Here is a 25,423-nt window from a genome sequence, read left to right as displayed (position 1 = left end):
ACTTCTGAGCCGGGATCTTTTTGTCTATCACTCACCTACAGGCCGAATAACTGAAAGAATCCCAGCTTTAATTCCACGCACTTTTAGAGATCTTCCGACATACTGATTATGTCACCTGAGGAGATCGCTATGCGTAAGATCCGATTCACCGAGCACCAGATCATCGCCGTCCTGAAATCAGTCGAGGATGGCAGGACCGTTAAAGATGTCTGTCGCGAAGCCGCTATTTTCGAAGCCAGCTACTACAACTGGAAAGCAAAATATGGCGGGATGGAAGCCGCTGATATCAGAAAAATCAAAGATCTTGAGGACGAGAATCGTCGTCTGAAGCAGATGTTTGCCGATCTGAGTCTGGAATGCCGGGCGCTGAAAGACATCATCGAAAAAAAGCTTTAAAACCAGCGATAAAGCGTGAGCTCGTTAGCTATCTGACCACACAGTTTACGATGAGCATACGCCAGGCGTGCAGGACGTTATCGCTGAGCAGGACGGTGTTTCGTTACCAACCGGATACGCGACGTGATGAAGCGGTGATCCAGAGACTGACTAAGGCGGCCGAGCGTTATCCTCGCTACGGCTTTAAGAAGCTTTTTCAGGTGCTTCGCAGGCAGGGGCACGTCTGGAACCTCAAGCGGGTACACCGGATTTACTGTCTGTTAAAAATGAATTTTCGTCGTAAGGGTAAACAACGCCTGCCGGTGCGCAATCCGGCCCCGCTGGCAACGCCGGAAGCACTGAACCACAACTGGTCGATTGATTTTATGCACGACGCGCTGACATGTGGCCGACGTTTTCGGACTTTCAATGTCGTTGATGATGTTAACCGTGAGGCTTTGGCGATAGAAATTGACCTGAATATCCCGGCACAGCGGGTCGTGCGGGTGCTAGACAGAATAGTAGCAAACCGTGGATATCCACTGAAGATGCGCATAGATAACGGGCCGGAACTGATATCACTGACTCTGGCACAATGAGCTGAAGAGCATGGCGTGATGCTGGAATTTATCAAGCCGAGTAAGCCAACACAGAACACGTTTATAGAACGGTTTAACCGAACGTACCGGACCGAAATACCGGATTTTTATCTGTTCAGAACGCTGAATGAAGCACGAGAAATCACGGAACGGTGGCTGAATGAATATAACAGTGAGCGGCCTCATGAATCCCTGAATAACCTGACGTCGGAAGAATATCGGCTGATGGCAGAGAAACTGGAAATCTCAAAAAGTGCGTGGAACTAAAGCTGGGATCCTTACAGTGCCGCTTCGGGATTGGGTTACGGGATCGGTAAATTTGCACAGGGATCTCTGGACAACATATTTAATCCGAACTGGAAAAGCTATGAATGGGTTGATATGGGAATGGGCATATCAAAACCATTAACACCAAGTTCTATTCCCGGTATAGCAGGTAATACAGGAACTGCTATTGCAACAGAAGGGTCTGGTGCCATTATTAACGAGCAAATAAATAGTCTTCAGGAGAAAAAATAATGAATATGAAGGCAGTGTTTTCTTTTTTTATGTTCAATATCATATGGGTATTGGCTGTTCTTTCTATGGCTGTGGTTATTTTTTTAATGCTGAGAACATTTGTATGGTTCTCTTTTGGTGGAGATTTTCTTTTTTCACTTGAAGATATTCGAAGAGCTTACCGTATTAGTCTATTTGCTGGGCCTATTTGTGGCTCAGGAAGCTGGCTTATCTACTATCGTCATTACAGATCCTACAAGTAAGTAAATCCCGGCCAAATCCCCGGGATTTCGGGAGGAGCTGCAGGTGCTTTTGGCCTTGAATATAGTAGTGCACTTATCAATGCGAAAATATTAAAAATGAACACAAAATGAAACGATCCTTTTGTATCTTTTGGCCATGATCTTTATATGGATCACGATTATTTCTGTTACTGCTTTTTTCATCGAGTGGCTGTAAACAAACAAACCAATCCTCCAGTTTGACTGGTGGCGAATTTTCAAAAATGGAGGGGTAATTGGTCTACTTTTTAGTATTGCAAATTGGTTCTTGTTTCGACTAAATTACCGCCATTACTTGTAAGAGCTACCCCTGACAATGGGTAGCAACGGCGGCGGTACAGGATCTGGCGGGGGCTTTGGGAAATATGCGCCAAGTTTGCTTGCGCCATATGCAGGTAGCGCTTCTGGCGTTTTAGGTGATATAGGTGGCGCATTAACTTTTGAATCAATAAATGATAGAGCGAAAAAAATATTGAAAAGTGAGGAAAAGAAATAGTGAAGAGAAAAATGACATTGCGAATATCTCTTTTATTGTTGCTTTATCTTTGTGCTGCTTTATTTATTCTAGGTGTGGCAGCGAGAGTTATCACAGGTGTTGTGTATTCTGGACAAATATATTTGCTTCCTGGAGAGCTTATTAAAGCAGCAAAAATGAGCTTTATTGGGGGGCTATTGGGAACACTCGCTGCATTAATCTTTAACAAAATCGACGAATACAACGCCCGTAAAAATAAAAAAGATCCCACCGATCCCCCTGATAACCCGTAGTCGTCAAATCACCCCGGTCAGTGCCGGGGTGCCTTTATCTTGCCCCTACCACACCGCCATCTCGGCCCGGATGATCAACACGCCGTCCTGTGCGGTGATGGTCACCGGCTGACCGGCATTAAACCCCAGTTCGCCCAGCCAGCGCCCCTTGAGGGTCAGTTGCGGCAGCGGGTTGGGTCTGCCGCTGTTGGGGCAATAACCGACGGTGTAACGGCGTGCTTGGGGTGTGGCGGGTTCTGCGGTAAGTTCGCGCTCAGTCATGATCAACTCCTGTTTAGTTGCTTATGGTTAGCGGGGCTGAGGTGTTCGAGCACGTCAGCCCCGCGTTAGTATTAACTCTCTTCTTTCGTTGTCTGCGATACTCGGGCCATCGCCCCGGCGACCTAGTTCTTGATAATCATCGCATCCAGCAACTCACGGATCACATCCTGTTCATGCTGCGGCATCTGTGAAATCGTCTCAAACTGGTAACGCAGTTGCTCGCTGGGGCCACGTCAGTGAATTTATCGCGCAGCAGCTTTACCCGAATATTAAGCGTGAAGACTTAACCGAAGAGCAGCGGCAAACTATCAGCGCGTTAGGCACGATGGCCGCCGGACTGGCGGGCGGGTTGACGGGGGACAGTTCAGCGGATGCTGTAGTGGGAGCGCAGGCTGGGAAGAATGCGGTTGAGAATAACTTCCTGGGTACGGAAGAAGATCAAATTAAAGCTGTACAGAGGCACGGAGCAGATGTTCTCTCCTGTGCAGATAACCCGTCAGGTGCAGCCTGCCAGCGAGGGATCGCAGAAAATAAAGCGTATGCAGGGGCGCTGGCAGCAGCGGAGCTGATTTATTTACCGGGTGGAATGCAGGTAACAGCTGCCCTTGGTGGGACAGCAAATGCTGGTATTCAATATGCGATTAACGGAACAGTTAATCCAACAGATGTATTAATCGCGACCTATGTTGGTGCATTTACAGCTAACACTGGCCTATGGGGAACTATAGGCTGGAATGCGGCAGGTGGCGCGACATCGAATTATCTGAAAGGGGATGATCCGTTAGCAGGTGCAGGTTGGGCAGCAGGTGGAGCCGCACTGGGCTACGGAATGGGTAAATACTTAATCGAAATGCCGCTGAATAAAGTGTTGAATCCTACATGGAAAAATTATGAGTGGACCGACATAGGGATGGGGATTAGTAAGCCATTGCAATTTGATGCTCGTCCAGGAACTTGGGGTACTATAGCTGGTTCAACCACCACCGAAGGTGCTGCTCAGGGCGGTTCTAAAATGGTAGGCAGAATAAAAAGAAAGGATCCAATTAAATGAAGCGAGAATTGTCCATTCTTATATATGTAATAGCAATGGGTACTTTTATCATTTTTCTTGTCGCTTTCTTAAGTCGACTGTTTACATATTGGTCTAATGATATTGCTATCCCATTCGAGGAACTGCTTTATATAAGTTTTAAAGTAGGATTAGCAGGCGGTACTATCGGTGGTATAGGCACTTGGCTTATGCATATATTTAATTTATATCGTCACAGGTAAGCTCAAATCCCGGCTCACTTCTGAGCCGGGATCTTTTTGTCTATCACTCACCTACAGGCCGAATAACCAGTTGCCCCGCTCTACAGCAATAGTCACCGGCGTATCTGTCCCAAATCCTGCCTCTTCCAGCCAGTTACCCTTCAAATGCAGGCTGGGCAAACGGGGGGAGAAAACGCTCATCGGGGCTTGTACATCCGTACATCAGAATGCACTGGCAAAAATGGGTTGTAACCTGCTGACTGTAAAGGGAAAATAGTGCTGTTCTTGCTAAGCTTGCGTCGGAAAGAGTATGTTGGGGAGACTAATGCGCTGTCAGCGCCGGATGATCAGAAACGTCAGGATGTGAAATGGTCACTACCGTATCTTGGAGGTGAAAAGAAAGCGCAGGCAGAGAAGGATTAGATGCTGCGTGTTTAGCGAATCCAAGCTGCTTGCGATGGCGACGGCGAAGAGTCAGCCCAAAGCCCGAGTAATACCGGCGGTGATCAGGGGGCAACGAATACCGGTAATCTTGATGGCGCACCGGTTGTGGGCGGGAATACTACAACCACGCCGGTTGCAGAGCAGAATCCGGATGATTTGGCTTATACACCAGAGAAAAGTAAATATGTTCCTAGCCCCAAACATGCTGCTGGAGGTTGGGGCACTCCTATGGACTTAAGTGATTCGAAGGCTCAGGAAGTATTAAATAACTCCATTCAAGGTGGTAAGCAAAAATATGGAGTTAGTGTTGGTAAAATCTATGAATTTCAACCTGATAATGTTGGAGGATGACATGGTTATCCAGTGCCTGGGACAGAAGCACCACCAAAAGTATTACGTGAGATTCTTGCTAGAGGTGATATTAACAAAGCCGAATACAATAATATGATTAAAGGTAAATAGTTATGAATAAGCTGAATGTCACTTTGTTTAATTCCGCTGAAGCGAAAAAATCACAAGCTGTTGAAATATCGATAAAAAGCAATGACGTTTTGCATGCATTGTTTACCGGGATAGTCGATTTTCAAGCATTAATTGAGTGGTTGAAAGAAAATGAAGATGCAATTCGAAAAGCGGACTTTCCGATAGTTAATTTAACTGAAGACTCTTTAGCAAAAAAAATCCATTGCTTTTATGAGAGTGTGGACGTAGATGACGATGATCTCATTGATGCAATGTTTGATTATAGAACATCCCATTGCCTTAGATTTGCATGTCGTGGAGTTGATTTTCCTGAGATTTATATTGGGAAGTTAGTAAGTAAACATGAAATTTCTTTATTTACAGACAATGAAACTTGGCGGTATTTTTTTGATGTTGACGATTTTTTTGGCAAATTAAAATGCTGAATAAGTCCCGACCCTAGAGCCGGAATTTTATTCTATAGCCTCAGCTATAATGCTGATTCCGCTAACGGTAATAGTGACAAAGAACTTAGGTTATGGACAACGAATCCCACCGCAAAAAAGCGCCATTTGACTCACACGGTCAGCCGGTATATTACAACGGAAAAAATTATATTAGCCCCGATGTTGACAGCCATAATGTGACGAATGGTTGGAAGATGTTCAATAGTAAAGGTAAGCGTATTGGCACTTACGACAGTGATCTGAACCGGATTCAGGATTAATTATATGTTTGGTATATTCCCCGAAGATACACCCGTGACAATGGAAGATGAGCCGGTTTTTCCTGCTGAAATTATCATTGATGATTTTAATGAAAAACTAAATATCCCAATAAGTTACTGGGGTTTAAGTGATTATAAACAAAGTTGGCTCAAGTCACTTGAGAGCGGCCTTGCTAATAAAGATCATGCCGTGCTAGCTGTTTCAATGTATGAGCCAGGGCAAAGTAATTTTATTTTTGTATGGGTGATATATTTTGAAGAGAAAAATGCTTACTTACAAAACAGCATTCTTTTTTTGGATGAACATCCGGATTTCATGCCGGATAAGATAAATGAATTTATAGAGCCTCGGACTACCCATAATGAAGATGGTATGAAAATCTCGGAGTGGAATACGGATCTAGATAGTGTTCTGCATTTTTACAATAGCCTAAAAAATAACAAGAATCCCGGCCATGATGGATATTGCGCTGACGCAGGGCGACCTGAATGGGCTGAGTGAAGCTAAAAAGGCGCATCCTGACATGACCGCCGACCAACTGCGCCAGACTGATGCTTACAAAGCAGAGATGGCGAAATACGGCACCGGCAGTAGCTTGCAACAGGGACTACAGGCCGCTACGGGGAACTGATCAAAACTATACGCGATCATATACACATCAAATACTGGCTTTCAAGGGATGTGCTCGGACGCAAGCGGACAATAAGATGGATAATACATTTGATTTTATTGGTTTTTTTGGATGATTACGGAAGGTCTGGGAAATGATTCTGGAGCGGGTGAAGGGAATCGAACCCTCGTATGCAGCTTGGGAAGCTGCCGTTCTACCATTGAACTACACCCGCATCGGTGTGCGAGGGGCATTATAACCGGTTACAGCGGCGGAGCAAGGCGTGATTGCGGATAAGCGCTGGAGTTTTAAGCAGTTAGCGTGTGGCGTGATCTGCAACATAAAAAAGGGCGCCGGAGCGCCCTTTTGTTGTTTCTGAGGAAGCTTATTTCTGTGTCTGCGGACGCATTGCCGGGAACAGGATAACGTCGCGGATGGTGTGGCTGTTGGTGAACAGCATAACCATACGGTCGATACCAATACCCAAACCGGCGGTCGGTGGCAGGCCGTGTTCCAGCGCTGTCACGTAGTCTTCGTCGAAGAACATCGCTTCGTCGTCGCCTGCATCTTTCGCAGAAACCTGGTCAGCAAAGCGCTGTGCCTGGTCTTCAGCATCGTTCAGCTCGGAGAAACCGTTACCGATTTCTCGGCCACCGATGAAGAATTCAAAACGGTCAGTGATTTCAGGGTTGTCGTCATTACGGCGCGCCAGCGGAGAAACTTCTGCCGGGTACTCGGTAATGAAGGTTGGCTGGATCAGTTGCGCTTCTGCGGTTTCTTCGAAGATCTCAGTCACGATACGGCCCAGACCCCAGCTCTTCTCGATTTTGATACCGATAGATTCTGCGATAGCGGTCGCTTTAGCCAGATCGTCGAGATCGGCAACGTTGGTTTCCGGACGGTATTTGCAGATCGCTTCACGCATGGTCAGCTTGGCGAACGGCTTGCCGAAATCGAAAGTCTGCTCGCCGTACTGCACAACGCTGCTGCCCAGAACCGATTCGGTCAGCGTGCGGAACAGGGATTCGGTCAGAACGATCAGATCTTTGTAATCCGCGTACGCCATGTAGAGTTCCATCATGGTGAACTCTGGGTTGTGACGCGGAGAAACGCCTTCGTTACGGAAGTTACGGTTGATTTCGAATACGCGATCGAAGCCACCCACCACCAGACGTTTCAGATACAGTTCCGGCGCGATACGCAGGTACATGTCGATATCGAGTGCATTGTGGTGCGTGATGAACGGACGCGCCGCTGCACCGCCAGGGATCACCTGCATCATCGGGGTTTCGACTTCCATGAAGCCGTTTTCCACCATGAAGCTGCGGATACCTGACATGATCTGAGAACGGATCTTGAAGGTTTTACGGGAATCATCGTTGGCGATCAGGTCGAGATAACGCTGACGGTAACGCGCTTCCTGATCCTGTAAGCCGTGGAATTTGTCCGGCAGCGGGCGCAGTGCTTTGGTCAGCAGACGCAGTTCAGAACAGTGGATCGACAGTTCGCCGGTCTTGGTTTTGAACAGTTTACCGGTCGCACCCAGGATATCGCCCAGATCCCATTTCTTGAACTGCTCGTTGTAGATGCCTTCTGCCAGATCGTCACGCGCAACGTAAAGCTGAATACGGCCACCCACATCTTGCAGGGTCACGAAAGATGCCTTGCCCATGATGCGACGGGTCATCATACGGCCACCGACGGTAACGCTGATGTCTAAGGCTTCCAGCTCTTCGTTGGTCTTTTCGCCGTATTTCGCGTGCAGTTCATCGGAGATGCTGTCACGACGGAAATCGTTAGGGAACGCATTGCCGGATTCGCGCAGCAAAGCCAGCTTCTCACGACGCGCCTTAAGCTCGTTGTTAAGATCGGGTACGTTTTCTGTTGGCTGCTGTTGAGCAGGCGATTGTTGTTCAGACATGTTGGTTCCTTATAACCCGGCTTTCAAACTGGCTTCGATGAATTTATCCAGGTCGCCATCCAACACGGCCTGCGTATTTCGTGTTTCGACGCCTGTACGCAAATCTTTGATACGAGCATCATCCAGCACGTAAGAACGAATCTGGCTGCCCCAGCCGATGTCAGACTTGTTGTCTTCCAGCTGCTGTTTATCCGCATTTTTCTTCTGCATCTCATACTCATAAAGCTTCGCTTTCATCTGCTTCATGGCCTGATCTTTGTTTTTATGCTGGGAGCGGTCGTTCTGACACTGGGTCACAATGTTGGTCGGAAGGTGGGTAATACGTACCGCAGATTCCGTTTTGTTGACGTGCTGACCACCCGCACCCGACGCGCGGTATACGTCGATACGCAGGTCGGCCGGGTTGATTTCGATAGCGATGTCATCGTCCACTTCCGGATAAACAAACGCGGAACTGAAAGAGGTATGGCGACGGCCACCGGAGTCAAACGGGCTTTTACGTACCAGACGATGCACGCCAGTTTCGGTACGCAACCAGCCAAACGCATAGTCACCGATGATCTTGATGGTGGCGGATTTCAGGCCTGCGACTTCGCCGTCAGACTCTTCAATCACTTCCGTTTTGAAACCTTTGGCTTCGGCCCAGCGTAAATACATACGCAGCAGCATGCTCGCCCAGTCCTGCGCTTCCGTACCACCGGAACCGGCCTGAATGTCGAGGTAGCAACTTGCGCTGTCGTATTCACCGGAGAACATGCGACGGAATTCCAGCTGCTCCAGTTTGGCGGTCAGTACATCGAGTTCGGCAACCGTTTCGTTGAAGGTGTCTTCATCGTCGGCTTCAACTGCCAGTTCGAGCAGGCCGGTCACGTCTTCCGCGCCCTGCAACAACTCATCGATGGTTTCCACGATAGCTTCCAGAGCGGAACGTTCTTTACCCAGCGCCTGTGCGCGTTCAGGTTCGTTCCAGACATCCGGCTGTTCCAGCTCGGCGTTTACTTCTTCGAGGCGTTCTTTCTTGGCATCATAGTCAAAGATACCCCCGAAGAACGACTGTCCGTTCGGACAGGTCCTGAATGCGGTTTTTAACCGGATTAATTTCAAACATAATTTTTTCGCGTCTTACGTTAGATTCGGAGTTGGCCCAATGCCATTCGAACCGCCGATTCTAACGGAATTAGCGGTCTTTTTATAGCAACGAGCCGTTTTTTTGCAGGGTTTATTCCGTACGCAAAAGGCTTATTTCGGCCACAAATGTTGAATGATCAACTGAACGCTGCGATTTCCACGGAATTCGTTGATATCCAGCCGGTATGCCAGTTGCACTTCACGGATGCTGCTGTCGGGCCAGAAGGTCGGATCGATGTTAAACGCAATGCCGTCAAGCAGCGGGCCGCCGCCGAGGGGTTCAATCATCAGTTTCAGATGACGCTCTTTCAGAAGCTTTTGTTGCAGGATTCGGAAAGTGCCGTCGAACGTCGGTTCAGGGAATGACTGCCCCCAGGGGCCGCCGTCACGCAGCATTTCAGCGGTATCCAGCGTCAGTTCCTGCGCGGCCAGTTCGCCGTCGGACCACACCACGCCTTCCAGATGCGAAGGATCCAGCCATTCACCGACCAGTTCGGCGAATTTGTCACGAAACTCGTCGAATTTGCTCTCTTCCAGCGATAAGCCTGCGGCCATCGCATGCCCGCCGAATTTCATCATCAGGCCCGGATTGAGGGTATCAAGGCGTTCCAGCGCATCACGCATATGCAAACCGGCAATAGAACGGCCTGATCCTTTCAGAATACCTTCACCTGCCGGCGCAAACGCAATCACCGGGCGGTTAAAACGCTCTTTCAGGCGAGATGCCAGAATACCGACCACGCCCTGATGCCATTCCGGGTGGTACATCGCCAGCCCGTACGGCAGCGCCTCGGTGCCCTGCTCCAGTTTGTCGCACAGCGCCAGCGCTTCCACCTGCATGCCCTGCTCTATTTCGCGACGGGTCTGGTTAAGCGCATCTAAATCACTCGCCAGCGCGCGTGCCTGGCCGATATCTTCGGTGAGCAGCAACGCCACACCCACTGACATATCGTCAAGACGCCCGGCGGCGTTAAGCCGTGGCCCCAGAGCAAAACCTAAATCACTCGCCCCCAGCGTGCGTGCTTCACGACCGGCCACTTCCAGCAACGCGCGGATGCCGGGGCGACATTTGCCCGCACGGATGCGGTTCAACCCCTGATACACCATGATGCGGTTATTGGCATCGAGCGGCACCACGTCTGCCACGGTACCGAGCGCCACCAGATCCAGATGTTCCGCCAGATTGGGCGGCGTCAGACCGGTTTTCTCGAACCAGCCGCTGTCGCGTAACGCACTGCGCAGCGCCAGCATCAGATAAAACGCCACACCGACACCCGCCAGCGATTTGGAAGGAAACGCACATCCGTGCAGATTCGGGTTAATGATCGCTTCGGCATCCGGCAAGGCATCGCCCGGCAGGTGGTGATCGGTGACCAGCACCTGAATGCCCTTCTCGTGGGCAAGCGTAACGCCTGCATGAGAAGAGATGCCGTTATCCACGGTCAGAATCAGCTCAGCACCACGCGCCGCAGCCTGCTCCACCACTTCCGGGCTGAGGCCGTAACCGTCTTCGAAACGGTTTGGCACCAGAAAATCGAGATTGCCACAGCCCATACTGCGCAGGGAAAGCAGCGCCAGCGCGGTGCTGGTGGCACCATCGGCGTCGAAATCGCCGACGATGATAATGCGCAGCCGCTCCGTCAGGGCTTTTTGCAACAGCCTGACCGCATCATCAATGCCATCAAGTTGCTGATAAGGCAGCATGCCACGCACGCTGCGCTCCAGTTCCTGGCTGTCTTTCACGCCACGCGAGAGGTATAACCGGCGTAATAACGGGGAGAGTTCAGCGGGAAGTTCCACGCCGGTCGCGGCCTCACGGCGGCGAAGTTGAGTCTTAAGGGTCACGAAAAATCAGCCACCGGTTTTATGTGAAAGAGCACGCTTGTCGAGCGCGGCGGCCAGTTCTTTTGGCGGCTGATAACCCGGGATCAGAGAACCATCTTCCAGCACGATCGCCGGCGTGCCGGTCACGCCAAACTGCACGCCCAGCTCATAATGTTTCGCGATATCACTGGTTTTACAGGTTGCCGGAGTAATGTCATCACCGCGCATTGCCGCATCAAAGGTGGTATTACGGTCACCGGTGCACCAGATCGACTGCATGTCTTTCTCGGTTTTAGAATCCAGCCCCTGACGCGGGAACGCCAGATAACGCACGGTAATACCCAGATCGTTATAGCCTTGCATCTGCTGATGCAATTTGTGGCAGTAACCGCAGGTGATGTCGGTAAACACTGTGATCACGTGTTTTTCGTTTTTAGCTTTGTAGATGATCATTTCGTTTTTCAACGCATCCAGCTTTTTCACCAGCGTTTTGTTGGTCACGTTGACAGGCTGAGCCCCGCTGACGTCATACATCGGCCCCTGCAATACGTGTTTTCCGTCATCAGTGATGTAAATCACGCCGCCGCTGGTGGAAACCGCGCTCAGGCCGGTCACCGGAGTGGGCTGAATATCAGCCTGACTCATGCCCAGTTTATTCAGCGTTGCTTTGATTGCTGCATCATCAGCCTGCACCGCGGAGCTCATACACGCGGCAATAAAAGTGAGCAGCATTAAACCTTTTTTCATCATTTCGTCCTTTTTCCCGGCCAGTCAGGCGCGGGGATGATGTTGTTGATGTAGCTGTTTGAGTCGTTCAGTCGCTACATGCGTATAAATTTGAGTGGTCGATAAGTCACTGTGACCTAACAACATTTGCACCACGCGCAGATCCGCGCCATGGTTCAGTAAATGAGTGGCAAAAGCGTGGCGTAACACGTGGGGGGATAACCGCTCTGCATCAATACCCGCAAGGATCGCATAGTGTTTGATGCGATGCCAGAATGTCTGCCGGGTCATTTTCTGCGCGCGGTTACTCGGAAACACGATATCGAGCGATTGCCCGTTCAGCAGCCAGGGCCTTCCGTGCTCCAAATAATTTTCCAGCCAGTAGACCGCTTCTTCTCCCATCGGCACCAGCCGCTCTTTGTTCCCTTTACCGATCACCCTCACCACGCCCTGACGCAAACTGATGTCGCTGAGCGTCAGCCCGACCAGCTCGGAAACACGCAAACCGGTGGCATACAACAACTCGAGCATGGCTTTGTCACGCAGCTCAAGCGGTACATCGACGCTTGGCGACGCGAGCAGTGTACTCACCTGCGCTTCGCTGAGATCTTTAGGCAGACGCTGTGGCAATTTGGGTGAGGAGAGCAGCGCGGTAGGATCATCCTGACGAACGGATTCGCGGTTCATGTATTGAAACAGTCGTCGCATCGCGCTGAGCAGCCGCGCTGAACTGGTGGCTTTGTAGCCGCCCTCGACACGTTCGGCGAGGAACAATTGCAAATCTTCGGCGCTGACGTGCAGCAGATCCGTGTTGTGGTGATGCAGCCAGCCGGTCAGGGATTTCAGATCCTGACGGTAAGATGCCAGCGTATTTTCTGCGAGATTGCGCTCAATCCACAGCGTATCAAGAAACTGTTCCATCAGGTTCTGATCGGCCTGATTCACCGCCTGATCAGACGGCTCAGGGTTATCCCCCTGACGGGTCACATTATCCTGGTTTGGCATCCTGATTCCTTTTGTGCAAGTACAGGCCGCGCAATGGGCGTGTGATGGCATTATGCCTTTCATTAAGAGGAAACGCCGCCCAAATCTGCCCGTCCTTTCATCACGGTGGTTACCTGGGAATGGGCAGCCCTGATGCAAAAATAGTGCTTTTGGGTATACACTGCTAACCATTCGAATTCTTTTGACGTTATGGCAACAAGTATGAAGATTGGTCTTTTCTACGGCTCCAGCACCTGTTACACCGAAATGGCCGCGGAGAAAATTCGCGATATTTTGGGCGAAGATCTGGTTGATTTGCACAACCTCAAAGATGTCGATCCGGAAAAAATGGAAGACTACAGCGTCCTGATCCTCGGCATCCCGACATGGGATTTCGGTGAGATCCAGGAAGACTGGGAGGCCGTCTGGAATCAACTGCCGACGCTTAAACTGCGAGGCAAAATCGTGGCGATGTATGGCATGGGCGATCAGCTCGGTTACAGCGAATGGTTCCTCGATGCACTCGGCATGTTGTACCACCAGCTGGTGCCAATGGGCGTGAAGTTCATCGGTTTCTGGCCGACGGAAGGTTTTGAGTTCACCAGCCCGAAACCGCTGAGTGCGGACGGTAAACATTTTGTCGGGCTGGCGCTCGATGATGTGAATCAGTTCGATCTCACCGACGAACGCCTGCAACAGTGGTGCGAGCAAATCCTGCTGGAAATGGATGCGCTGCTGTAACCCTTCCGGCACTTCGCGTCTGACGCCGCCCTCAGCCCTGCTCTTTCGGGTTCGGTGGGCGGCAGTTAAGTAATATCTGGCGTAAACGCCGCCACTCTTCCACGCTCATACTGTCCGATGCCAGCCATAAACGGTGCCGTGAACTGCGCATCGCCTGCGCCAGACCCCCTTTACGTTTTTCACGCCGCAAAGACAGCAACGCGCCGTGGCTTATCATCCACACCGGATGTTTGAGTTGCCATTCCTGGCCTCGCCAAATCAGGCGTCGCTCATCGAGCAGAATCACCTCCCCGGTGCGTGCAGTGATGCGCCGCTGGCTGCGGATACATTCAAAAAGCATCAGCAAAAGCAACGTCATCCATGCGGGCCAGTAGCCTGGCGGCCAGGGTGCCAGCAAAATCAGCAACATCACTGCGCCGTAAATGGCCAGTGAAATCAACTGACTGCGCCAGGACACCCTTAAATCACATCGCCACAGGGCCACGGTCTTTATTTCGGGTCTGAATGAGAGCCACCATGCGTTGTAATTCAGCGTCCTGAGGTGCGCCGTGATTCATCAGCCAGTTAAATAAATCGGGATCATCGTTGGTCAGGAGACGGGCAAACAGGGCTTTATCTGTCTCATCCAGACCGTCATATTCGTACTCAAAGAACGGCATGATAGAGATATCCAGCTCGCGCATTCCGCGACGGCAGGCCCAGTGGATCTGTGATCGATTATTGATATCCAGTTGGTTTTTGCTTTCCATAACGAGACTCTTTTGTAGGGACGAAAAGGGAATTTTTTCGATTCTAACAGCCGCTTGGCATGTGAAGTAACTTTTCAGTGCCTTGTTTTGTCAATCTACGTGATGTGCCGTAAAACCTGATGCAAACCTGTCGCATGTTTTACATTCTCCGGAAGGCATCCCGTAAAAGGCACCAATAACTGTTTTAAAAGGTGATGGCCTCTTTTACCATGAGGCATCAGTCACATTTCATAGACCGGGATAAGAAAATGACTCACGAATTTCCGTTTCCACCGCAAAAACCTTCTGCGTCCTCCCACCTGCCGCTGACCCTCATTTCGCTGGAAGACTGGGCAATGGTCACCCTGAGCGGTGCGGATACGATGAAATATCTGCAAGGTCAGGTCACCGCCGACGTCGATGCGCTGGCCGCCGATGACCATGTGCTGTGCGCGCATTGCGATGCTAAAGGCAAAATGTGGAGTAACCTGCGGCTGTTCAAACGCGGCGACGGTATGGCTTATCTCGAACGCCGTAACCTGCGTGATACGCAATTAGCTGAAATCAAAAAGTATGCGGTCTTTTCCAAGATCACCTTTACCGCCGATGACGATGTGGTGCTGCTGGGCGTGGCAGGTTTTCAGGCCAGCGCAGCGCTGACCGGATTGTTCTCAACGCTGCCGACCGCTGAACAGCCGGTGGTGCAACAGGATGAAACGACGCTGCTGCATTTTTCGTTGCCCGCCGAACGTTATCTGATTATCACCAGCCCGGAAAAAGCCCGGCAGGTGGCAGAGGAACTGGGAGAACAGGCGCAGCGCAATGACAGCCAACAGTGGCTGGCGCTGGATATCGAAGCGGGATTCCCGGTGATTGACAGCGCCAACGCGGTGCAGTTTATTCCGCAGGCGACTAACATTCAGGCACTGGACGGCATCAGCTTTACCAAAGGCTGCTACGCCGGTCAGGAAATGGTGGCGCGCGCGAAATACCGCGGTGCCAACAAACGTGCGCTGTTCTGGTTGTCAGGCAAGGCCAGCAAAGTGCCCGCTCCTGCAGACGATCTCGAAATGCAACTCGGTGAAAACTGGCGTCGTACCGGCACGGTGTTGGCAGCGGTACAGCTTAACGACGGCACCGTCTGGGTTCAGGCCGTGCTGAATAACGATCTGGAAGCCGATGCAAAACTGCGTGTCCGTGAAGATGTGACCAGCCACCTGGCCATTCAGCCGCTGCCGTATTCGCTGGAAGAAAAGAAATAAAGTCATCACTTCTTAACCGCCTTCATCTTCGACATGAAGGCGGTCAAACAGCATGCGGTGCCGGGTCAGCCGGTGTGATGCTGCCCTTTGTGTTTGAGCAGATCAACATACGCCTGATCCACCAGTTCCTGACGATCAATCCCCAGCCGTTCCAGTAAGTCTTCCGCTATCGCAATGCCCTGCTCCGGCGTTTCTTCATCTGCCAGCACCACTTCAAACTCGAGATAATCACCCAGACCTTTTACCCGGTCGAGATGCAGACGAGTTTGCCCGGTCATAAACAGCGTACGTTGCTTGATCACGCGGCCAGCCGCGCCATAGGCCAGCGTCAGGGTTTCACGCAGGCCGTGAGGATCCTGAGTTTCTGTGAGCGTGTAAAAACTGGTTTTCGGGCCCGCCTGATCCGGGCGCTGATAAAAAATCAGTTCACCGCGATCCGGTGCCAGTGTGCGTAATTTGAGACGTCCGTGCGGGCAGATAAAAAAGGTGTCGTCCTGATCGATAATGTCCGGCAGCCCGTCACTTATCAGCGCCAGCTTTTCATACAGCGCTGAAAAATCATCTACCTTTGCTTTGATTTCAATGTTTCTGGCCATCGTTGACTCCTTAAAAGGTCATGCTTTTTGGGCTGATTTCATCAATATCTCATGTCCCTACAATGACATTCTGCCCGGCAGGCGCAAATTCTTTGTCACACCTTCACGTATTTCTTTCCATTAGCAGATAAACTCGCAGCATCGGGTGTTGCATGCACCTTTACATCACGCCAGAAAAGGCCGGAGGCCAGAGTCCAGAATGATATGGATTATGCTTGCTGCAATTGTTGTGGTTTTTATTGTGGGTTATTGGTTCATGACGGCAGACACCCGTAAAGCGAATGATTCACTCGCCAGTCTGTTGAAAATTAAACCGGTTTATATCGATTCTATGCTGCTGGAAATGGGCAAACGACAGAGTCAGATGTTTATCCGCTCCATAAGCGGTGGCTATGCGGAAGAGATCCGCAAGGCCGCCTACGTCGTGTTCATCTATCATACGTTTATTAAAGATGCGTCGGCTGAAAATATTGTCCGCTGGCGAAATATTCTGGTGCGTGCGCACCTGCCCCCGCAGCTGAGCAGTGAACACGCCGAGCTGGCGCTGTTTTACTTCGCCGAACTGGATATCGAACCCTTCGAGCTGGCGCAATTTCGTCGCGACTATAACGAAACCTATAATCAGATCCATCTGGTTTAGATGCAAAAAAGCCGCTGAGTCAGCGGCTTTTTCTCATCAGATTTAACTGACTGCTTATCTGAACACGTTATCCAGATAACTCGCCAAAATCTGGCGTGAACTGAAACCGTGGCAAATGCCGTAGTAGGTTTCGTTGTCGCTGGACACATCCAGCGGGAAATTCTTGTAGGCATCGCTGCTGCGAAAAGATGCCGTTGGCTCGGCAAAACGCTCGCTGCGTTCTTTCATCGCCGGGTGTATTACCAGGGCAGTCCGGCCAAACCGCGCTTCCCGGTTCACATACACATAGAACTCGCCACGGCGATAACCGTATGCTTTATCATCAATATAATCGCGCTCAAATCCTGATGTTTCTAAAACGCGTGCCACTTCATCTGGCCGTAAATACATGGTTGCTCCTCGCTTCTTTAACCGCAAGGCGACCTTACCGCAATAACTCTGCCAGACAATGCCTTTATCCCCAATTTTGGCGCATTTAGGATTTATCTAAACACATCAAAAAAGCTAGCGGGACGATGTTTGCAGCCAGAGTTTCAGGGTCAGCAGCCAGGCAATCACCACCATAAAAGCCGCCGCCAGATAAATAGAAGGGGTACCCAGATGCGCAATCATCAGTCCGGCTACCGGCCCGGTGATCCCAAGCCCGAGATCGAGAAAAGCGGAATACAGCCCGAGCGCCGTTCCCTGATTCTGCGGGGGAACTTGTTTCACAGCTTCCACGCCCAGAGCAGGGAAAATCAGCGAGAAGCCGGAGCCGGTAAGAAATGCCCCCAGCTGCACCGTGACAGGATCGGTTCCCAGCCAAATCATCAGCAAGCCTGCGATTTCGACAACAAACGACACCAGCGACACGCGCAAACCGCCGAACCGGTTGATCATATTGCCGAACACCAGCCGCACGCCGACGAAACCGAGGCTGAATAAAGTGAGTGTAAACGCCGCCCCGCTCCAGCCCTTATCGGCATAATAGAGCGTGATAAAGGTGGCGATCACCCCGAAACCGATGGTGCCAAAGCCCAGACCCAGACCGTACAACCCGATCCGTCCGATCACCGATCTGAACGCGATCCGTTTACCGGCGGTGACTGAAATCGCCGCTTTGCGACAGGCGACCAGAGCGGCAATCACCACGGCAACAACAATCAGCACCGCCACGCCAGGCAGCCCAAAGCCGTGATTGAGCATCACGCCCAGCGGTGCGCCGACGGCCATTGCGCCGTAGGTGGCAACGCCGTTCCAGGAAATCACCCGCGCGGTGTGCATCGGGCCGACCGCGCCGATCCCCCACAGGGTGGTGCCGGTGCTGCCGAAGCTTTCTCCGACGCCGAGGAAAATACGGGCGACGCAGAGCAGCAGCAGGCTGGCCAGCGGAACGTGCGCAAACATAAATGCCAGCATGTAGAAAACGCCGCTGAGCCCGCAGCAAATCAGGCCAAAAATGACCACCCGTTTTGGGCCGAGCTGATCGGCATAACGTCCGGCATGCGGGCGGCTTATCAGGGTGGAGAAATACTGAACGCTGATAATCAGCCCGGCCAGAACCGAGTTATAACCGAGCGTGTTGTGTACAAACCCCGGCAATACGGCCAGCGGCAGGCCAATCGTCAGATAGACCACAAAGGTGAATAACATAAACGACAAAATGCGTTTATTAAGCTGAAGATTGGCGCGAAGCGTACTTAAAGACATGAGCAAAACCGGATGTGAATACTGAGACTGGGATCAACAGTATAAACAGGTTTTCGCGGCTGAACGGGGGTAAAAATGTTATTGGCTGTAACGTCATCGTCACTTGCAGAAAAATCTGATCCGCGTCACGCAAGTCCCCGCCACGCCTGACTTTTCCGACCAGCCTCATGGCCTGTTCACCCCTGCAAATACAGGCATTTGTTCTCGTGGAACCCGCTGATGCAGGATTTTGGTCTATGCTTTAAGTATCAGTTTTAAACACAGTAAAAAACTGAAAAAAATCGTTCAACAAGGAGAGGCCGAATGTTTAAGAAAACAGATAAAGTAGAAAAAAGCATTGATCAGGATGTGACCTTACTGGCTGACACGCTGGATGAAGTTCTTCAGTCTGCCGGGAACAAATCCAAGGATGAGTTGGATAAGCTACGCAGCAAAGCCCAGGGCGTTTTACGTGATACACGTGCACGCTTTAACGGCGATAAAATCAGCAAGCATGCCCGTGATGCTGCCGCTCAGGCCAATGATTATGTGAAAGATAATCCGTGGTATGGCGTCGGTGCCGGTGCAGCAGTCGGTATTGTGATCGGTGTCCTGTTAGGACGTCGCTAGTCACTGAAAGGGCAATTTAAGGTGTCTCACTCCTGTGTCGGGATGGTTGAAACACAGACACCAGCGCGGCTTCCCTCATTGCTGCGCGATTGCTAAAAAGACGACGGAGCCTCCGGGCTCCGTTTTCTATTTTCAGGCACCTGCAAAGGCCACTGCCAGCCGCGTAACCCACTGCTTCGCCTGCTCCGCTGAACAGATGTTTGGAAACCCCATCAGTAACCCGTTTGGCCGAAGGGCATCGCCCCGTTCGCGGCGTAACACCTGCCAGTCGGACAACGCCTGTATTGCCAGCCCCTGCTCCCGTGCTGCGCGGGCGATTGCCGCATCATCCAGATGCGGGCTGAGTGTGGCGCAAAGCTGGATCCCCCCGGCCTGCTGATTTACCCGCAGGATGTCCGGCGAAAACGTTGCCGTCAGGGCCTGTTCCAGAAAGCCGCGCCGCTCTGCATACAGCTGACGCATCCGTTTCAGGTGCCGGTAAAAATGTCCCTGTTCGATAAATTCCGCAATGCTGTTTTGTATCAGCGGCGGCGTGCCGCAAATGCGCAGCGGGCAATACGCCTCGATCTTTTCCACCAGACTTTCAGGCACCACCAGATAACCGCAGCGCAGCGCCGGGAACATCACTTTGCTGAACGTCCCCGCGTAAATCACACGCCCCTGCGTATCCAGGCTTTTCAGCGACGGCAGCGGCTGGCCGTGATAACGGAACTCACTGTCGTAGTCATCTTCGATAATCCACGCCTGCTGTTTCGCCGCCCAGTCGAGCAGCGCCATGCGCCGCGCTAAACTCATGGTCACGCCGGTCGGGCTTTGATGCGCGGGTGTCACCACGGCGAAACGCGCATGGGGGTGCTGCGCCACCGCCTGCGGCACATACATGCCTTCCTCATCGACATTCACCGCCATCGGCACCGCCCCGGCTGCGCGGAAAAATGCCTGCGTCACCGGATACCCCGGATCCTCCAGCCATACGCCATCGCCCGGCTGTAACAGGCTGCCGATGACCAGATCCAACAGGGGTGCATATCCGGCGCAAATAAAAATCTGTTCCGGACGGCAGGTGAAACCCCGGGAAAGCTGCAAATAACGGGCAATGGAATGGCGTAAACCGTCGGTACCGGCCAGCGGCGGATGGCCTAAATCGTTCATGCTGGTGTGACGGATTTGCCTTGAAACAATGCGCGACCAGATTGCACGGGGAAACGCATCCAGCGCCGGAAGGCCGAGCTGAAAAGGCAGCGAAGACACGGATGGCAGCATCGGGTTAATGGGTTTGGGCACGGCGTTTTTTCTCACCGGCGAGGACGCGGGGGCGGATAAGCTCTGCGGCGCGCTGACCACCGTTCCGGCCTGTCCGCGACTTTGCAGAAACCCTTCTGCCGTCAGCAGGCCATAGGCATTTTCAACGGTGGCGCGCGCCACGCCGAGTTCACTGGCCAGCGCCCGCACCGACGGCACGCGGCTGTCGCGTTTAAGTTGCCCTGTCATGATCGCCTGTTTTACCCGCTGATAAATCTGCCGGTAAAGCGGTTCTTTGTGTCGGGGATCGAGCTGAAAGGCAAGGCTGAAACGGCTCATTCATGACCTGCTTAAATAGACATTTTATGGCCCTGTAGTGTAGACCATGTACAGCGTAAAGTGGCGTTCATTGAGACGCGCCGTGCGTCACTGTTTACACCAAAATCCCAGAGGAAATCATCATGACCGCACTTCGCCTGCCTTACTATTCCCTGTCTTCTTCCGTGATGGAACCCATGAAAGCGGCGCTCGGTGCGCTGGAAAACGGCCCGCTGGATAATGTGATCATCGAGCTGGCATTCCTGCGGGTTTCGCAAATTAACGGCTGCGCCTACTGCCTGGATATGCATGCCAAAGCATTGCGCAAAATGGATGTCGCGCAGACCAAACTGGATCAGCTGGCGGGCTGGCAGGTCAGCCATGCGTATTCAGAGCGTGAACGTGCGGCGCTGGCATGGGCGGAATCCCTGACGCTTGTGGCAGCAACCGGCGCACCGGATGAGGCATTTGCGCCACTGAAAGCACAGTTCAGCGACGTGGAAATCTCAGAACTGACATTTGCGGTTGGTCTAATGAATGCGTTTAACCGCCTCGCCGTCGGCATGCGCCAGTAACTTTTTGAAAGTGTAGTGTTTATTTTTTGAACATATTCTTGCGTCACGTTGCGCAACAAATCGGGTCAAAAAAAGTTTTCTCTCTCCAGCCCGCTGCCTGCGGGCTTTGTCATTTTTGCAATAAGCATTTTTGAAATATCTACATATTGTGTGGTTGAATATTTTAATTACCACATCTAGTATTCAATCCATCGGGACGCCATGAAGGCACCGACTCTCGCGTCTTTCCCCCGGCTGAAGCAGCCGCACAGCGGGAAGGCAAAAATTGTCTCTGATTTCTTACCAAATGGAAATACGAATCATGAGCATTATTATTTACAGTAAACCAGACTGTGTCCAGTGCAATGCGACTTACCGTGCATTAGATAAACATGGCATTGCCTATGAAGTGATCGATTTAACTCAGGACGATCAGGCGCTCGGCCAGGTTCGCGCCATGGGTTATCAGCAGGTTCCGGTGATTGTCGCCGGTGACGATCACTGGTCCGGTTTCCGTCCGGACAAAATCAGCGCCCTGCGCCAGCTTCAGAACGCGTTCTGAGGGCCGGCGGATGAATCCGTTGGTCTATTTTTCCAGCAGTTCAGAAAACACCCATCGCTTCGTCGGCAGAACAGGATTGCCGGCGATCCGCATCCCGATAGATCGCCAGCCAGAAAAATTGCGTGTCGACTTACCGTACATTTTAGTGGTGCCGAGCTACGGCGGCGGATCGGCCAAAGGCGCGGTACCGACACAAGTGATCCGTTTTCTGAACGATGAACACAACCGTTCACTCATCCGCGGCGTTATCGCCGCCGGGAATACCAATTTCGGCGCAGCGTATTGCATTGCCGGTGACATCATCGCCCAGAAGTGTCAGGTCCCTTACCTGTATCGCTTTGAATTACTGGGTACGCCGGAAGACGTTGCAAAGGTTACACAGGGAGTTACTGAATTTTGGCAACGACAGAAATGAATCTCACCGAGGCAGACACCTCCAGCCCGGACTATCACGCGCTTAACGCCATGCTCAATCTGTTCGATGCCGAAGGTCGCATCCAGTTCGATAAAGACCGGCTGGCGGCGCGTCAGTATTTTCTGCAACACGTGAATCAAAACACCGTGTTTTTCCATAATCTGGCAGAGAAGTTGCGCTATCTGGTGGAAGAAGGCTATTACGAAGCTGCGGTGTTGGATCTGTACGCATTTGACGATATTAAAGCGTTGTTCAAACAGGCTTACGCCAAAAAATTCCGCTTCCAGACCTTTCTGGGCGCATTCAAGTATTACACCAGCTACACGCTGAAAACGTTCGACGGCAAGCGTTACCTCGAGCGTTATGAAGATCGCGTATGCATGGTGGCGCTGACGCTGGCGCGCGGCGACATTCAGCTCGCCGGTCATTTTGTCGATGAGATCATTTCCGGCCGCTTCCAGCCCGCAACGCCGACGTTCCTCAACTGCGGCAAAAAACAGCGCGGCGAGCTGGTGTCCTGTTTCCTGTTGCGTATCGAAGACAACATGGAATCCATCGGGCGTTCGGTAAACTCGGCACTGCAATTGTCCAAACGCGGCGGCGGCGTGGCGTTTATGCTGACCAACATCCGCGAAGTGGGCGCGCCGATTAAGCGCATCGAAAACCAGTCTTCCGGCGTCATTCCGATCATGAAAATGCTGGAAGATGCGTTCTCTTACGCTAACCAGCTGGGGGCACGTCAGGGCGCGGGCGCGGTCTATCTGAACGCCCATCACCCGGACATTTTGCGTTTCCTCGATACCAAACGTGAAAACGCCGACGAGAAAATCCGCATTAAAACGCTCTCGCTGGGCGTGGTCATTCCGGACATCACTTTCGAACTGGCGAAGAACAACGAGGATATGTACCTGTTCTCGCCGTATCACGTCGAGAAAGTGTATGGCGTGCCGATGTCTGAAATCAGCATCAGCGAGAAATATCGCGAGATGGTGAATGACAAGCGCATTCACAAAAGCAAAATCAACGCGCGTGAATTCTTCCAGGTGCTGGCGGAAATTCAGTTTGAATCTGGCTATCCGTACATGATGTTTGAAGACACGGTCAACCGTGCCAATCCGATCAAAGGTCGCATCAACATGAGCAACCTGTGTTCGGAGATTTTGCAGGTGAATTCACCGACGATCTACGGCGAAGACCTCTCCTATCAGGAAATCGGTAAAGACATCTCCTGTAATCTCGGCTCGCTGAATATCGCCTCGGCGATGGATTCACCGGATTTCGGCAACACGGTGGAAATGGCCGTGCGTGCGCTGACCGCTGTGTCGGACATGAGTAACATCCGCTCGGTGCCGTCTATCGATCAGGGGAATCAGGATTCACACGCCATCGGTCTGGGTCAGATGAATTTGCACGGTTATCTGTGCCGCGAGCGTATTTATTACGGCTCGGAAGAAGGTCTGGATTTCACCAATATCTATTTCTGCGCCGTGGCTTTCCATGCGATCCGCGCGTCGAATCAGATCGCCATTGAGCGCCAGCAGTCGTTTAAAGGTTTCAACGATTCCACCTACGCCAGCGGCACCTATTTCGACAAATATGTCGATGACGCGCAGGCCGAAAAATGGCAGCCGAAAACGGACCGCGTGCGCGAACTGTTTGTCAACGCCGCAATTGCCCTTCCCACCACCGCAGACTGGGCGGCGCTGAAAGCTTCCGTGATGCAGCATGGCCTGTATAACCAGAATTTACAGGCGGTACCGCCGACCGGTTCTATTTCTTACATCAATAATTCGACGTCGAGTATTCACCCGATTGTGTCCCGCGTGGAAATCCGCAAAGAGGGCAAGATTGGCCGTGTCTATTATCCGGCGGCGTTTATGACCAACGACAATCTGGATTACTACCAGGATGCCTACGACATCGGGCCGGAAAAAATTATCGATACCTATGCCGAAGCCACGCAGCACGTCGATCAGGGGCTGTCGCTGACGCTGTTCTTCCGCGATACCGCCACCACGCGCGACATCAACAAAGCGCAGATTTACGCCTGGCGCAAAGGCATCAAAACCATTTATTACATTCGGCTGCGTCAGATGGCGCTGGCAGGCACTGAAGTTCAGGGCTGCGTTTCCTGTACGCTGTAACCGATTGAAAGGACGAAAAAATGAGTGCAGTAAAACAATTGTTAGTACCGCAGCCAGTCAGCAAAGCCATCAACTGGAACAAAATTCAGGACGATAAAGATCTGGAAGTGTGGAACCGTCTGACCTCCAACTTCTGGCTGCCGGAAAAGCTGCCGCTGTCGAACGATATTCCGTCCTGGGCGACGCTGAGCGCGCAGGAAAAGCAGCTGACCATCCGCGTGTTTACCGGGCTGACGCTGCTGGATACCGTGCAAAACGTGGTCGGCGCGCCGACGCTGATGAAAGATGCGGTGACGCCACACGAAGAGGCGGTTTACTCGAATATCTGCTTTATGGAAGCGGTGCATGCGCGTTCTTACAGCTCGATTTTCTCGACGCTGTGCGCCACCGTGGACGTGGATGAGGCCTACCGCTGGAGCGAAGAAAACGTCGCGCTGCAAAATAAAGCGGCGATCATTTTGTCGTATTACGACGGCGAAGATCCGCTGATGAAGAAAGTCGCCAGCGTGTTCCTCGAATCCTTCCTGTTTTATTCCGGTTTCTATCTGCCGATGTACTGGTCGAGCCGCGCCAAACTGACCAACACTGCCGATCTGATCCGTCTGATCATCCGCGATGAAGCCGTTCACGGTTACTACATCGGCTATAAATTCCAGAAAGCGCTGGCGCTGGAAAGCGAAGAGCGTCAGCGTCAGATCAAAGAGCAGGCGTTTGATCTGATTCAGGATCTGTACGACAACGAGATCCGCTACACCGAAGAACTGTACGACGGCGTAGGCTGGAGCGAGGATGTGAAAAAATTCCTGCATTACAACGCCAATAAAGCGCTGATGAACCTCGGCTACGAAGCCCTGTTCCCGGCCAGCATGGCGGATGTGAATCCGGCGATCCTTTCCGCATTGTCGCCTAACGCCGACGAAAACCACGATTTCTTCTCAGGATCCGGCTCTTCCTATGTGATCGGCAAAGCCGTTAACACCGAAGATGAGGACTGGGATTTCTGATGTCTTCGCCCTCCCCTTCATCGCGGAGGGCTGACATAAACCCCGCTTTCTGCTGTTGC

At 51.8% G+C, this 25,423-nt stretch carries 31 protein-coding genes, 1 tRNA gene and 2 pseudogenes; 20 read left to right on the top strand and 14 right to left on the bottom strand.

The window, feature by feature from the left end; translation table 11 throughout:
• Nucleotides 1-129: 129 nt before the first annotated feature.
• The 5 genes and pseudogenes from ACO0U8_RS21065 (at nt 130) to ACO0U8_RS21045 (ending at nt 2,521) form a co-directional block, all read left to right on the top strand.
• Nucleotides 130-1,241 (top strand): annotated as a pseudogene (locus tag ACO0U8_RS21065) (IS3 family transposase).
• Nucleotides 1,242-1,271: 30 nt separating this feature from the next.
• Nucleotides 1,272-1,493 carry a hypothetical protein gene (locus tag ACO0U8_RS21060; RefSeq protein WP_421671569.1) on the top strand — a complete coding sequence of 74 codons (222 nt, stop codon included), beginning with the start codon at nt 1,272-1,274 and terminating at the stop codon, nt 1,491-1,493.
• Entirely contained in the window at nt 1,493-1,735 is a 243-nt protein-coding gene (locus ACO0U8_RS21055) for a hypothetical protein (protein WP_421671568.1), read from the top strand. Before ACO0U8_RS21060 ends, ACO0U8_RS21055 begins: the two co-directional genes overlap by 1 nt.
• A gap of 334 nt (nt 1,736-2,069) precedes the next feature.
• Nucleotides 2,070-2,249, top strand: a complete 180-nt coding sequence (locus tag ACO0U8_RS21050; protein WP_421671567.1) for a hypothetical protein — start codon at nt 2,070-2,072, stop codon at nt 2,247-2,249.
• Entirely contained in the window at nt 2,249-2,521 is a 273-nt protein-coding gene (locus ACO0U8_RS21045; protein ID WP_421671566.1) for a hypothetical protein, read from the top strand. Before ACO0U8_RS21050 ends, ACO0U8_RS21045 begins: the two co-directional genes overlap by 1 nt.
• Before the next feature lie 45 nt (nt 2,522-2,566).
• Here ACO0U8_RS21045 and ACO0U8_RS21040 read toward each other — a convergent pair whose 3' ends face one another.
• On the bottom strand, nt 2,567-2,782 hold the full coding sequence (locus ACO0U8_RS21040) for a SymE family type I addiction module toxin (RefSeq protein ID WP_217203855.1): 216 nt from the start codon (nt 2,780-2,782) through the stop codon (nt 2,567-2,569).
• A gap of 187 nt (nt 2,783-2,969) precedes the next feature.
• On the opposite strand from ACO0U8_RS21040, the gene ACO0U8_RS21035 reads away from it, so the two are divergent.
• Entirely contained in the window at nt 2,970-3,833 is an 864-nt protein-coding gene (locus ACO0U8_RS21035; protein ID WP_421671565.1) for a VENN motif pre-toxin domain-containing protein, read from the top strand.
• Between the two features lie 272 nt (nt 3,834-4,105).
• Here ACO0U8_RS21035 and ACO0U8_RS21030 read toward each other — a convergent pair whose 3' ends face one another.
• Nucleotides 4,106-4,234: a SymE family type I addiction module toxin gene (locus ACO0U8_RS21030; protein ID WP_238485143.1), complete on the bottom strand. Its 129-nt coding sequence runs from the start codon at nt 4,232-4,234 to the stop codon at nt 4,106-4,108.
• A 348-nt stretch (nt 4,235-4,582) separates the two neighbouring features.
• Between ACO0U8_RS21030 and ACO0U8_RS21025 the strand changes: the two genes are divergently transcribed.
• The 5 genes and pseudogenes from ACO0U8_RS21025 (at nt 4,583) to ACO0U8_RS21005 (ending at nt 6,298) form a co-directional block, all read left to right on the top strand.
• A complete protein-coding gene (locus ACO0U8_RS21025; protein ID WP_217203857.1) occupies nt 4,583-4,828 on the top strand; it encodes a hypothetical protein in 246 nt (81 codons plus the stop codon).
• A gap of 113 nt (nt 4,829-4,941) precedes the next feature.
• Entirely contained in the window at nt 4,942-5,385 is a 444-nt protein-coding gene (locus ACO0U8_RS21020) for a hypothetical protein (protein WP_217203858.1), read from the top strand.
• An 82-nt stretch (nt 5,386-5,467) separates the two neighbouring features.
• Nucleotides 5,468-5,666 (top strand): annotated as a pseudogene (locus ACO0U8_RS21015) (toxin C-terminal domain-containing protein); the annotation flags it as partial.
• Between the two features lie 4 nt (nt 5,667-5,670).
• On the top strand, nt 5,671-6,168 hold the full coding sequence (locus tag ACO0U8_RS21010) for a hypothetical protein (RefSeq protein ID WP_217203860.1): 498 nt from the start codon (nt 5,671-5,673) through the stop codon (nt 6,166-6,168).
• Complete coding sequence (locus ACO0U8_RS21005) at nt 6,122-6,298, top strand: hypothetical protein (protein WP_217203861.1); 177 nt, start codon at nt 6,122-6,124, stop codon at nt 6,296-6,298. Before ACO0U8_RS21010 ends, ACO0U8_RS21005 begins: the two co-directional genes overlap by 47 nt.
• Before the next feature lie 140 nt (nt 6,299-6,438).
• Here ACO0U8_RS21005 and ACO0U8_RS21000 read toward each other — a convergent pair.
• From ACO0U8_RS21000 to xerD, 6 genes are all read right to left on the bottom strand, one after another.
• Nucleotides 6,439-6,512 (bottom strand) — tRNA-Gly (locus ACO0U8_RS21000).
• Between the two features lie 150 nt (nt 6,513-6,662).
• Entirely contained in the window at nt 6,663-8,198 is a 1,536-nt protein-coding gene (gene lysS, locus ACO0U8_RS20995) for a lysine--tRNA ligase (protein WP_056781950.1), read from the bottom strand.
• 9 nt (nt 8,199-8,207) lie between these two features.
• A protein-coding gene (prfB, locus tag ACO0U8_RS20990) for a peptide chain release factor 2 (protein WP_122097049.1) occupies nt 8,208-9,306 on the bottom strand; the annotation gives its coding sequence in 2 pieces (ribosomal slippage) (nt 8,208-9,230 and nt 9,232-9,306; 1,098 coding nt in all).
• Between the two features lie 131 nt (nt 9,307-9,437).
• Nucleotides 9,438-11,171: a single-stranded-DNA-specific exonuclease RecJ gene (recJ, locus tag ACO0U8_RS20985; RefSeq protein ID WP_421671564.1), complete on the bottom strand. Its 1,734-nt coding sequence runs from the start codon at nt 11,169-11,171 to the stop codon at nt 9,438-9,440.
• Between the two features lie 6 nt (nt 11,172-11,177).
• Entirely contained in the window at nt 11,178-11,897 is a 720-nt protein-coding gene (dsbC, locus tag ACO0U8_RS20980; RefSeq protein WP_056781954.1) for a bifunctional protein-disulfide isomerase/oxidoreductase DsbC, read from the bottom strand.
• Nucleotides 11,898-11,921: 24 nt separating this feature from the next.
• Nucleotides 11,922-12,881 carry a site-specific tyrosine recombinase XerD gene (gene xerD / locus ACO0U8_RS20975; protein WP_122097051.1) on the bottom strand — a complete coding sequence of 320 codons (960 nt, stop codon included), beginning with the start codon at nt 12,879-12,881 and terminating at the stop codon, nt 11,922-11,924.
• 201 nt (nt 12,882-13,082) lie between these two features.
• On the opposite strand from xerD, the gene fldB reads away from it, so the two are divergent.
• Entirely contained in the window at nt 13,083-13,601 is a 519-nt protein-coding gene (gene fldB, locus ACO0U8_RS20970) for a flavodoxin FldB (protein ID WP_056781956.1), read from the top strand.
• A 31-nt stretch (nt 13,602-13,632) separates the two neighbouring features.
• On the opposite strand, the gene ACO0U8_RS20965 is transcribed toward fldB, so the two are convergent.
• On the bottom strand, nt 13,633-14,085 hold the full coding sequence (locus tag ACO0U8_RS20965; RefSeq protein ID WP_217203863.1) for a protein YgfX: 453 nt from the start codon (nt 14,083-14,085) through the stop codon (nt 13,633-13,635).
• Nucleotides 14,066-14,332: an FAD assembly factor SdhE gene (gene sdhE, locus ACO0U8_RS20960; RefSeq protein ID WP_056782048.1), complete on the bottom strand. Its 267-nt coding sequence runs from the start codon at nt 14,330-14,332 to the stop codon at nt 14,066-14,068. Before sdhE ends, ACO0U8_RS20965 begins: the two co-directional genes overlap by 20 nt.
• Nucleotides 14,333-14,598: 266 nt before the next feature.
• Between sdhE and ygfZ the strand changes: the two genes are divergently transcribed.
• Nucleotides 14,599-15,591, top strand: a complete 993-nt coding sequence (gene ygfZ, locus ACO0U8_RS20955) for a tRNA-modifying protein YgfZ (RefSeq protein WP_217203864.1) — start codon at nt 14,599-14,601, stop codon at nt 15,589-15,591.
• A gap of 65 nt (nt 15,592-15,656) precedes the next feature.
• On the opposite strand, the gene ACO0U8_RS20950 is transcribed toward ygfZ, so the two are convergent.
• The gene (locus ACO0U8_RS20950; RefSeq protein ID WP_056781963.1) at nt 15,657-16,187 is read right to left on the bottom strand and encodes a class IV adenylate cyclase; all 531 of its coding nucleotides are present in this window, start codon (nt 16,185-16,187) and stop codon (nt 15,657-15,659) included.
• A 199-nt stretch (nt 16,188-16,386) separates the two neighbouring features.
• On the opposite strand from ACO0U8_RS20950, the gene ACO0U8_RS20945 reads away from it, so the two are divergent.
• Nucleotides 16,387-16,827, top strand: a complete 441-nt coding sequence (locus tag ACO0U8_RS20945; protein WP_056781965.1) for a DUF1198 domain-containing protein — start codon at nt 16,387-16,389, stop codon at nt 16,825-16,827.
• 54 nt (nt 16,828-16,881) lie between these two features.
• Here ACO0U8_RS20945 and ACO0U8_RS20940 read toward each other — a convergent pair whose 3' ends face one another.
• Together ACO0U8_RS20940 and ACO0U8_RS20935 are read right to left on the bottom strand one after the other, a co-directional pair.
• Complete coding sequence (locus ACO0U8_RS20940; RefSeq protein WP_056781967.1) at nt 16,882-17,217, bottom strand: DUF2002 family protein; 336 nt, start codon at nt 17,215-17,217, stop codon at nt 16,882-16,884.
• A gap of 114 nt (nt 17,218-17,331) precedes the next feature.
• A complete protein-coding gene (locus tag ACO0U8_RS20935) occupies nt 17,332-18,516 on the bottom strand; it encodes an MFS transporter (RefSeq protein ID WP_421671563.1) in 1,185 nt (394 codons plus the stop codon).
• A gap of 303 nt (nt 18,517-18,819) precedes the next feature.
• On the opposite strand from ACO0U8_RS20935, the gene ACO0U8_RS20930 reads away from it, so the two are divergent.
• Complete coding sequence (locus tag ACO0U8_RS20930) at nt 18,820-19,125, top strand: DUF883 family protein (RefSeq protein ID WP_056781972.1); 306 nt, start codon at nt 18,820-18,822, stop codon at nt 19,123-19,125.
• Between the two features lie 132 nt (nt 19,126-19,257).
• Here the strand turns inward: ACO0U8_RS20930 and ACO0U8_RS20925 are convergent, their stop codons facing one another.
• A complete protein-coding gene (locus ACO0U8_RS20925) occupies nt 19,258-20,706 on the bottom strand; it encodes a PLP-dependent aminotransferase family protein (RefSeq protein ID WP_421671562.1) in 1,449 nt (482 codons plus the stop codon).
• 122 nt (nt 20,707-20,828) lie between these two features.
• On the opposite strand from ACO0U8_RS20925, the gene ACO0U8_RS20920 reads away from it, so the two are divergent.
• From ACO0U8_RS20920 to nrdF, 5 genes are all read left to right on the top strand, one after another.
• Entirely contained in the window at nt 20,829-21,260 is a 432-nt protein-coding gene (locus ACO0U8_RS20920) for a carboxymuconolactone decarboxylase family protein (protein ID WP_056781976.1), read from the top strand.
• Nucleotides 21,261-21,561: 301 nt separating this feature from the next.
• Entirely contained in the window at nt 21,562-21,801 is a 240-nt protein-coding gene (nrdH, locus tag ACO0U8_RS20915) for a glutaredoxin-like protein NrdH (protein WP_056781978.1), read from the top strand.
• A 10-nt stretch (nt 21,802-21,811) separates the two neighbouring features.
• Nucleotides 21,812-22,216, top strand: coding sequence for a class Ib ribonucleoside-diphosphate reductase assembly flavoprotein NrdI (gene nrdI / locus ACO0U8_RS20910; RefSeq protein WP_056781980.1), 405 nt, complete (start codon nt 21,812-21,814; stop codon nt 22,214-22,216).
• Nucleotides 22,198-24,360 (top strand): class 1b ribonucleoside-diphosphate reductase subunit alpha, encoded by a 2,163-nt coding sequence (nrdE, locus tag ACO0U8_RS20905; protein WP_421671561.1) that lies wholly within the window; start codon nt 22,198-22,200, stop codon nt 24,358-24,360. Before nrdI ends, nrdE begins: the two co-directional genes overlap by 19 nt.
• 20 nt (nt 24,361-24,380) lie before the next feature.
• Nucleotides 24,381-25,364, top strand: coding sequence for a class 1b ribonucleoside-diphosphate reductase subunit beta (gene nrdF, locus ACO0U8_RS20900; protein WP_056781984.1), 984 nt, complete (start codon nt 24,381-24,383; stop codon nt 25,362-25,364).
• Nucleotides 25,365-25,423 lie beyond the last annotated feature (59 nt).

The sequence above is a fragment of the Rahnella sp. EDr1-12 genome (assembly GCF_049206505.1).
GTDB lineage: Bacteria > Pseudomonadota > Gammaproteobacteria > Enterobacterales > Enterobacteriaceae > Rahnella > Rahnella rivi.
This window is presented reverse-complemented; position numbering and strand designations above follow the sequence as displayed.

What these genes read in the sequence shown, in the direction of transcription:
- ACO0U8_RS21005 (WP_217203861.1), top strand. Translation starts at nt 6,122, where the DNA reads ATGATGGATATTGCGCTGACGCAGGGCGACCTGAATGGGCTGAGTGAA.
- ACO0U8_RS20925 (WP_421671562.1), bottom strand. Translation starts at nt 20,706, where the DNA reads ATGAGCCGTTTCAGCCTTGCCTTTCAGCTCGATCCCCGACACAAAGAA.
- nrdH (WP_056781978.1), top strand. Translation starts at nt 21,562, where the DNA reads ATGAGCATTATTATTTACAGTAAACCAGACTGTGTCCAGTGCAATGCG.
- xerD (WP_122097051.1), bottom strand. Translation starts at nt 12,881, where the DNA reads ATGCCAAACCAGGATAATGTGACCCGTCAGGGGGATAACCCTGAGCCG.
- ACO0U8_RS21030 (WP_238485143.1), bottom strand. Translation starts at nt 4,234, where the DNA reads ATGAGCGTTTTCTCCCCCCGTTTGCCCAGCCTGCATTTGAAGGGTAAC.
- ACO0U8_RS21055 (WP_421671568.1), top strand. Translation starts at nt 1,493, where the DNA reads ATGAATATGAAGGCAGTGTTTTCTTTTTTTATGTTCAATATCATATGG.
- ygfZ (WP_217203864.1), top strand. Translation starts at nt 14,599, where the DNA reads ATGACTCACGAATTTCCGTTTCCACCGCAAAAACCTTCTGCGTCCTCC.
- ACO0U8_RS20920 (WP_056781976.1), top strand. Translation starts at nt 20,829, where the DNA reads ATGACCGCACTTCGCCTGCCTTACTATTCCCTGTCTTCTTCCGTGATG.
- ACO0U8_RS20945 (WP_056781965.1), top strand. Translation starts at nt 16,387, where the DNA reads ATGATATGGATTATGCTTGCTGCAATTGTTGTGGTTTTTATTGTGGGT.
- nrdI (WP_056781980.1), top strand. Translation starts at nt 21,812, where the DNA reads ATGAATCCGTTGGTCTATTTTTCCAGCAGTTCAGAAAACACCCATCGC.
- dsbC (WP_056781954.1), bottom strand. Translation starts at nt 11,897, where the DNA reads ATGAAAAAAGGTTTAATGCTGCTCACTTTTATTGCCGCGTGTATGAGC.
- ACO0U8_RS21010 (WP_217203860.1), top strand. Translation starts at nt 5,671, where the DNA reads ATGTTTGGTATATTCCCCGAAGATACACCCGTGACAATGGAAGATGAG.
- ACO0U8_RS21020 (WP_217203858.1), top strand. Translation starts at nt 4,942, where the DNA reads ATGAATAAGCTGAATGTCACTTTGTTTAATTCCGCTGAAGCGAAAAAA.
- ACO0U8_RS20935 (WP_421671563.1), bottom strand. Translation starts at nt 18,516, where the DNA reads ATGTCTTTAAGTACGCTTCGCGCCAATCTTCAGCTTAATAAACGCATT.
- ACO0U8_RS20950 (WP_056781963.1), bottom strand. Translation starts at nt 16,187, where the DNA reads ATGGCCAGAAACATTGAAATCAAAGCAAAGGTAGATGATTTTTCAGCG.
- fldB (WP_056781956.1), top strand. Translation starts at nt 13,083, where the DNA reads ATGAAGATTGGTCTTTTCTACGGCTCCAGCACCTGTTACACCGAAATG.
- ACO0U8_RS21040 (WP_217203855.1), bottom strand. Translation starts at nt 2,782, where the DNA reads ATGACTGAGCGCGAACTTACCGCAGAACCCGCCACACCCCAAGCACGC.
- ACO0U8_RS21050 (WP_421671567.1), top strand. Translation starts at nt 2,070, where the DNA reads ATGGGTAGCAACGGCGGCGGTACAGGATCTGGCGGGGGCTTTGGGAAA.
- lysS (WP_056781950.1), bottom strand. Translation starts at nt 8,198, where the DNA reads ATGTCTGAACAACAATCGCCTGCTCAACAGCAGCCAACAGAAAACGTA.
- nrdF (WP_056781984.1), top strand. Translation starts at nt 24,381, where the DNA reads ATGAGTGCAGTAAAACAATTGTTAGTACCGCAGCCAGTCAGCAAAGCC.
- ACO0U8_RS20930 (WP_056781972.1), top strand. Translation starts at nt 18,820, where the DNA reads ATGTTTAAGAAAACAGATAAAGTAGAAAAAAGCATTGATCAGGATGTG.
- ACO0U8_RS20940 (WP_056781967.1), bottom strand. Translation starts at nt 17,217, where the DNA reads ATGTATTTACGGCCAGATGAAGTGGCACGCGTTTTAGAAACATCAGGA.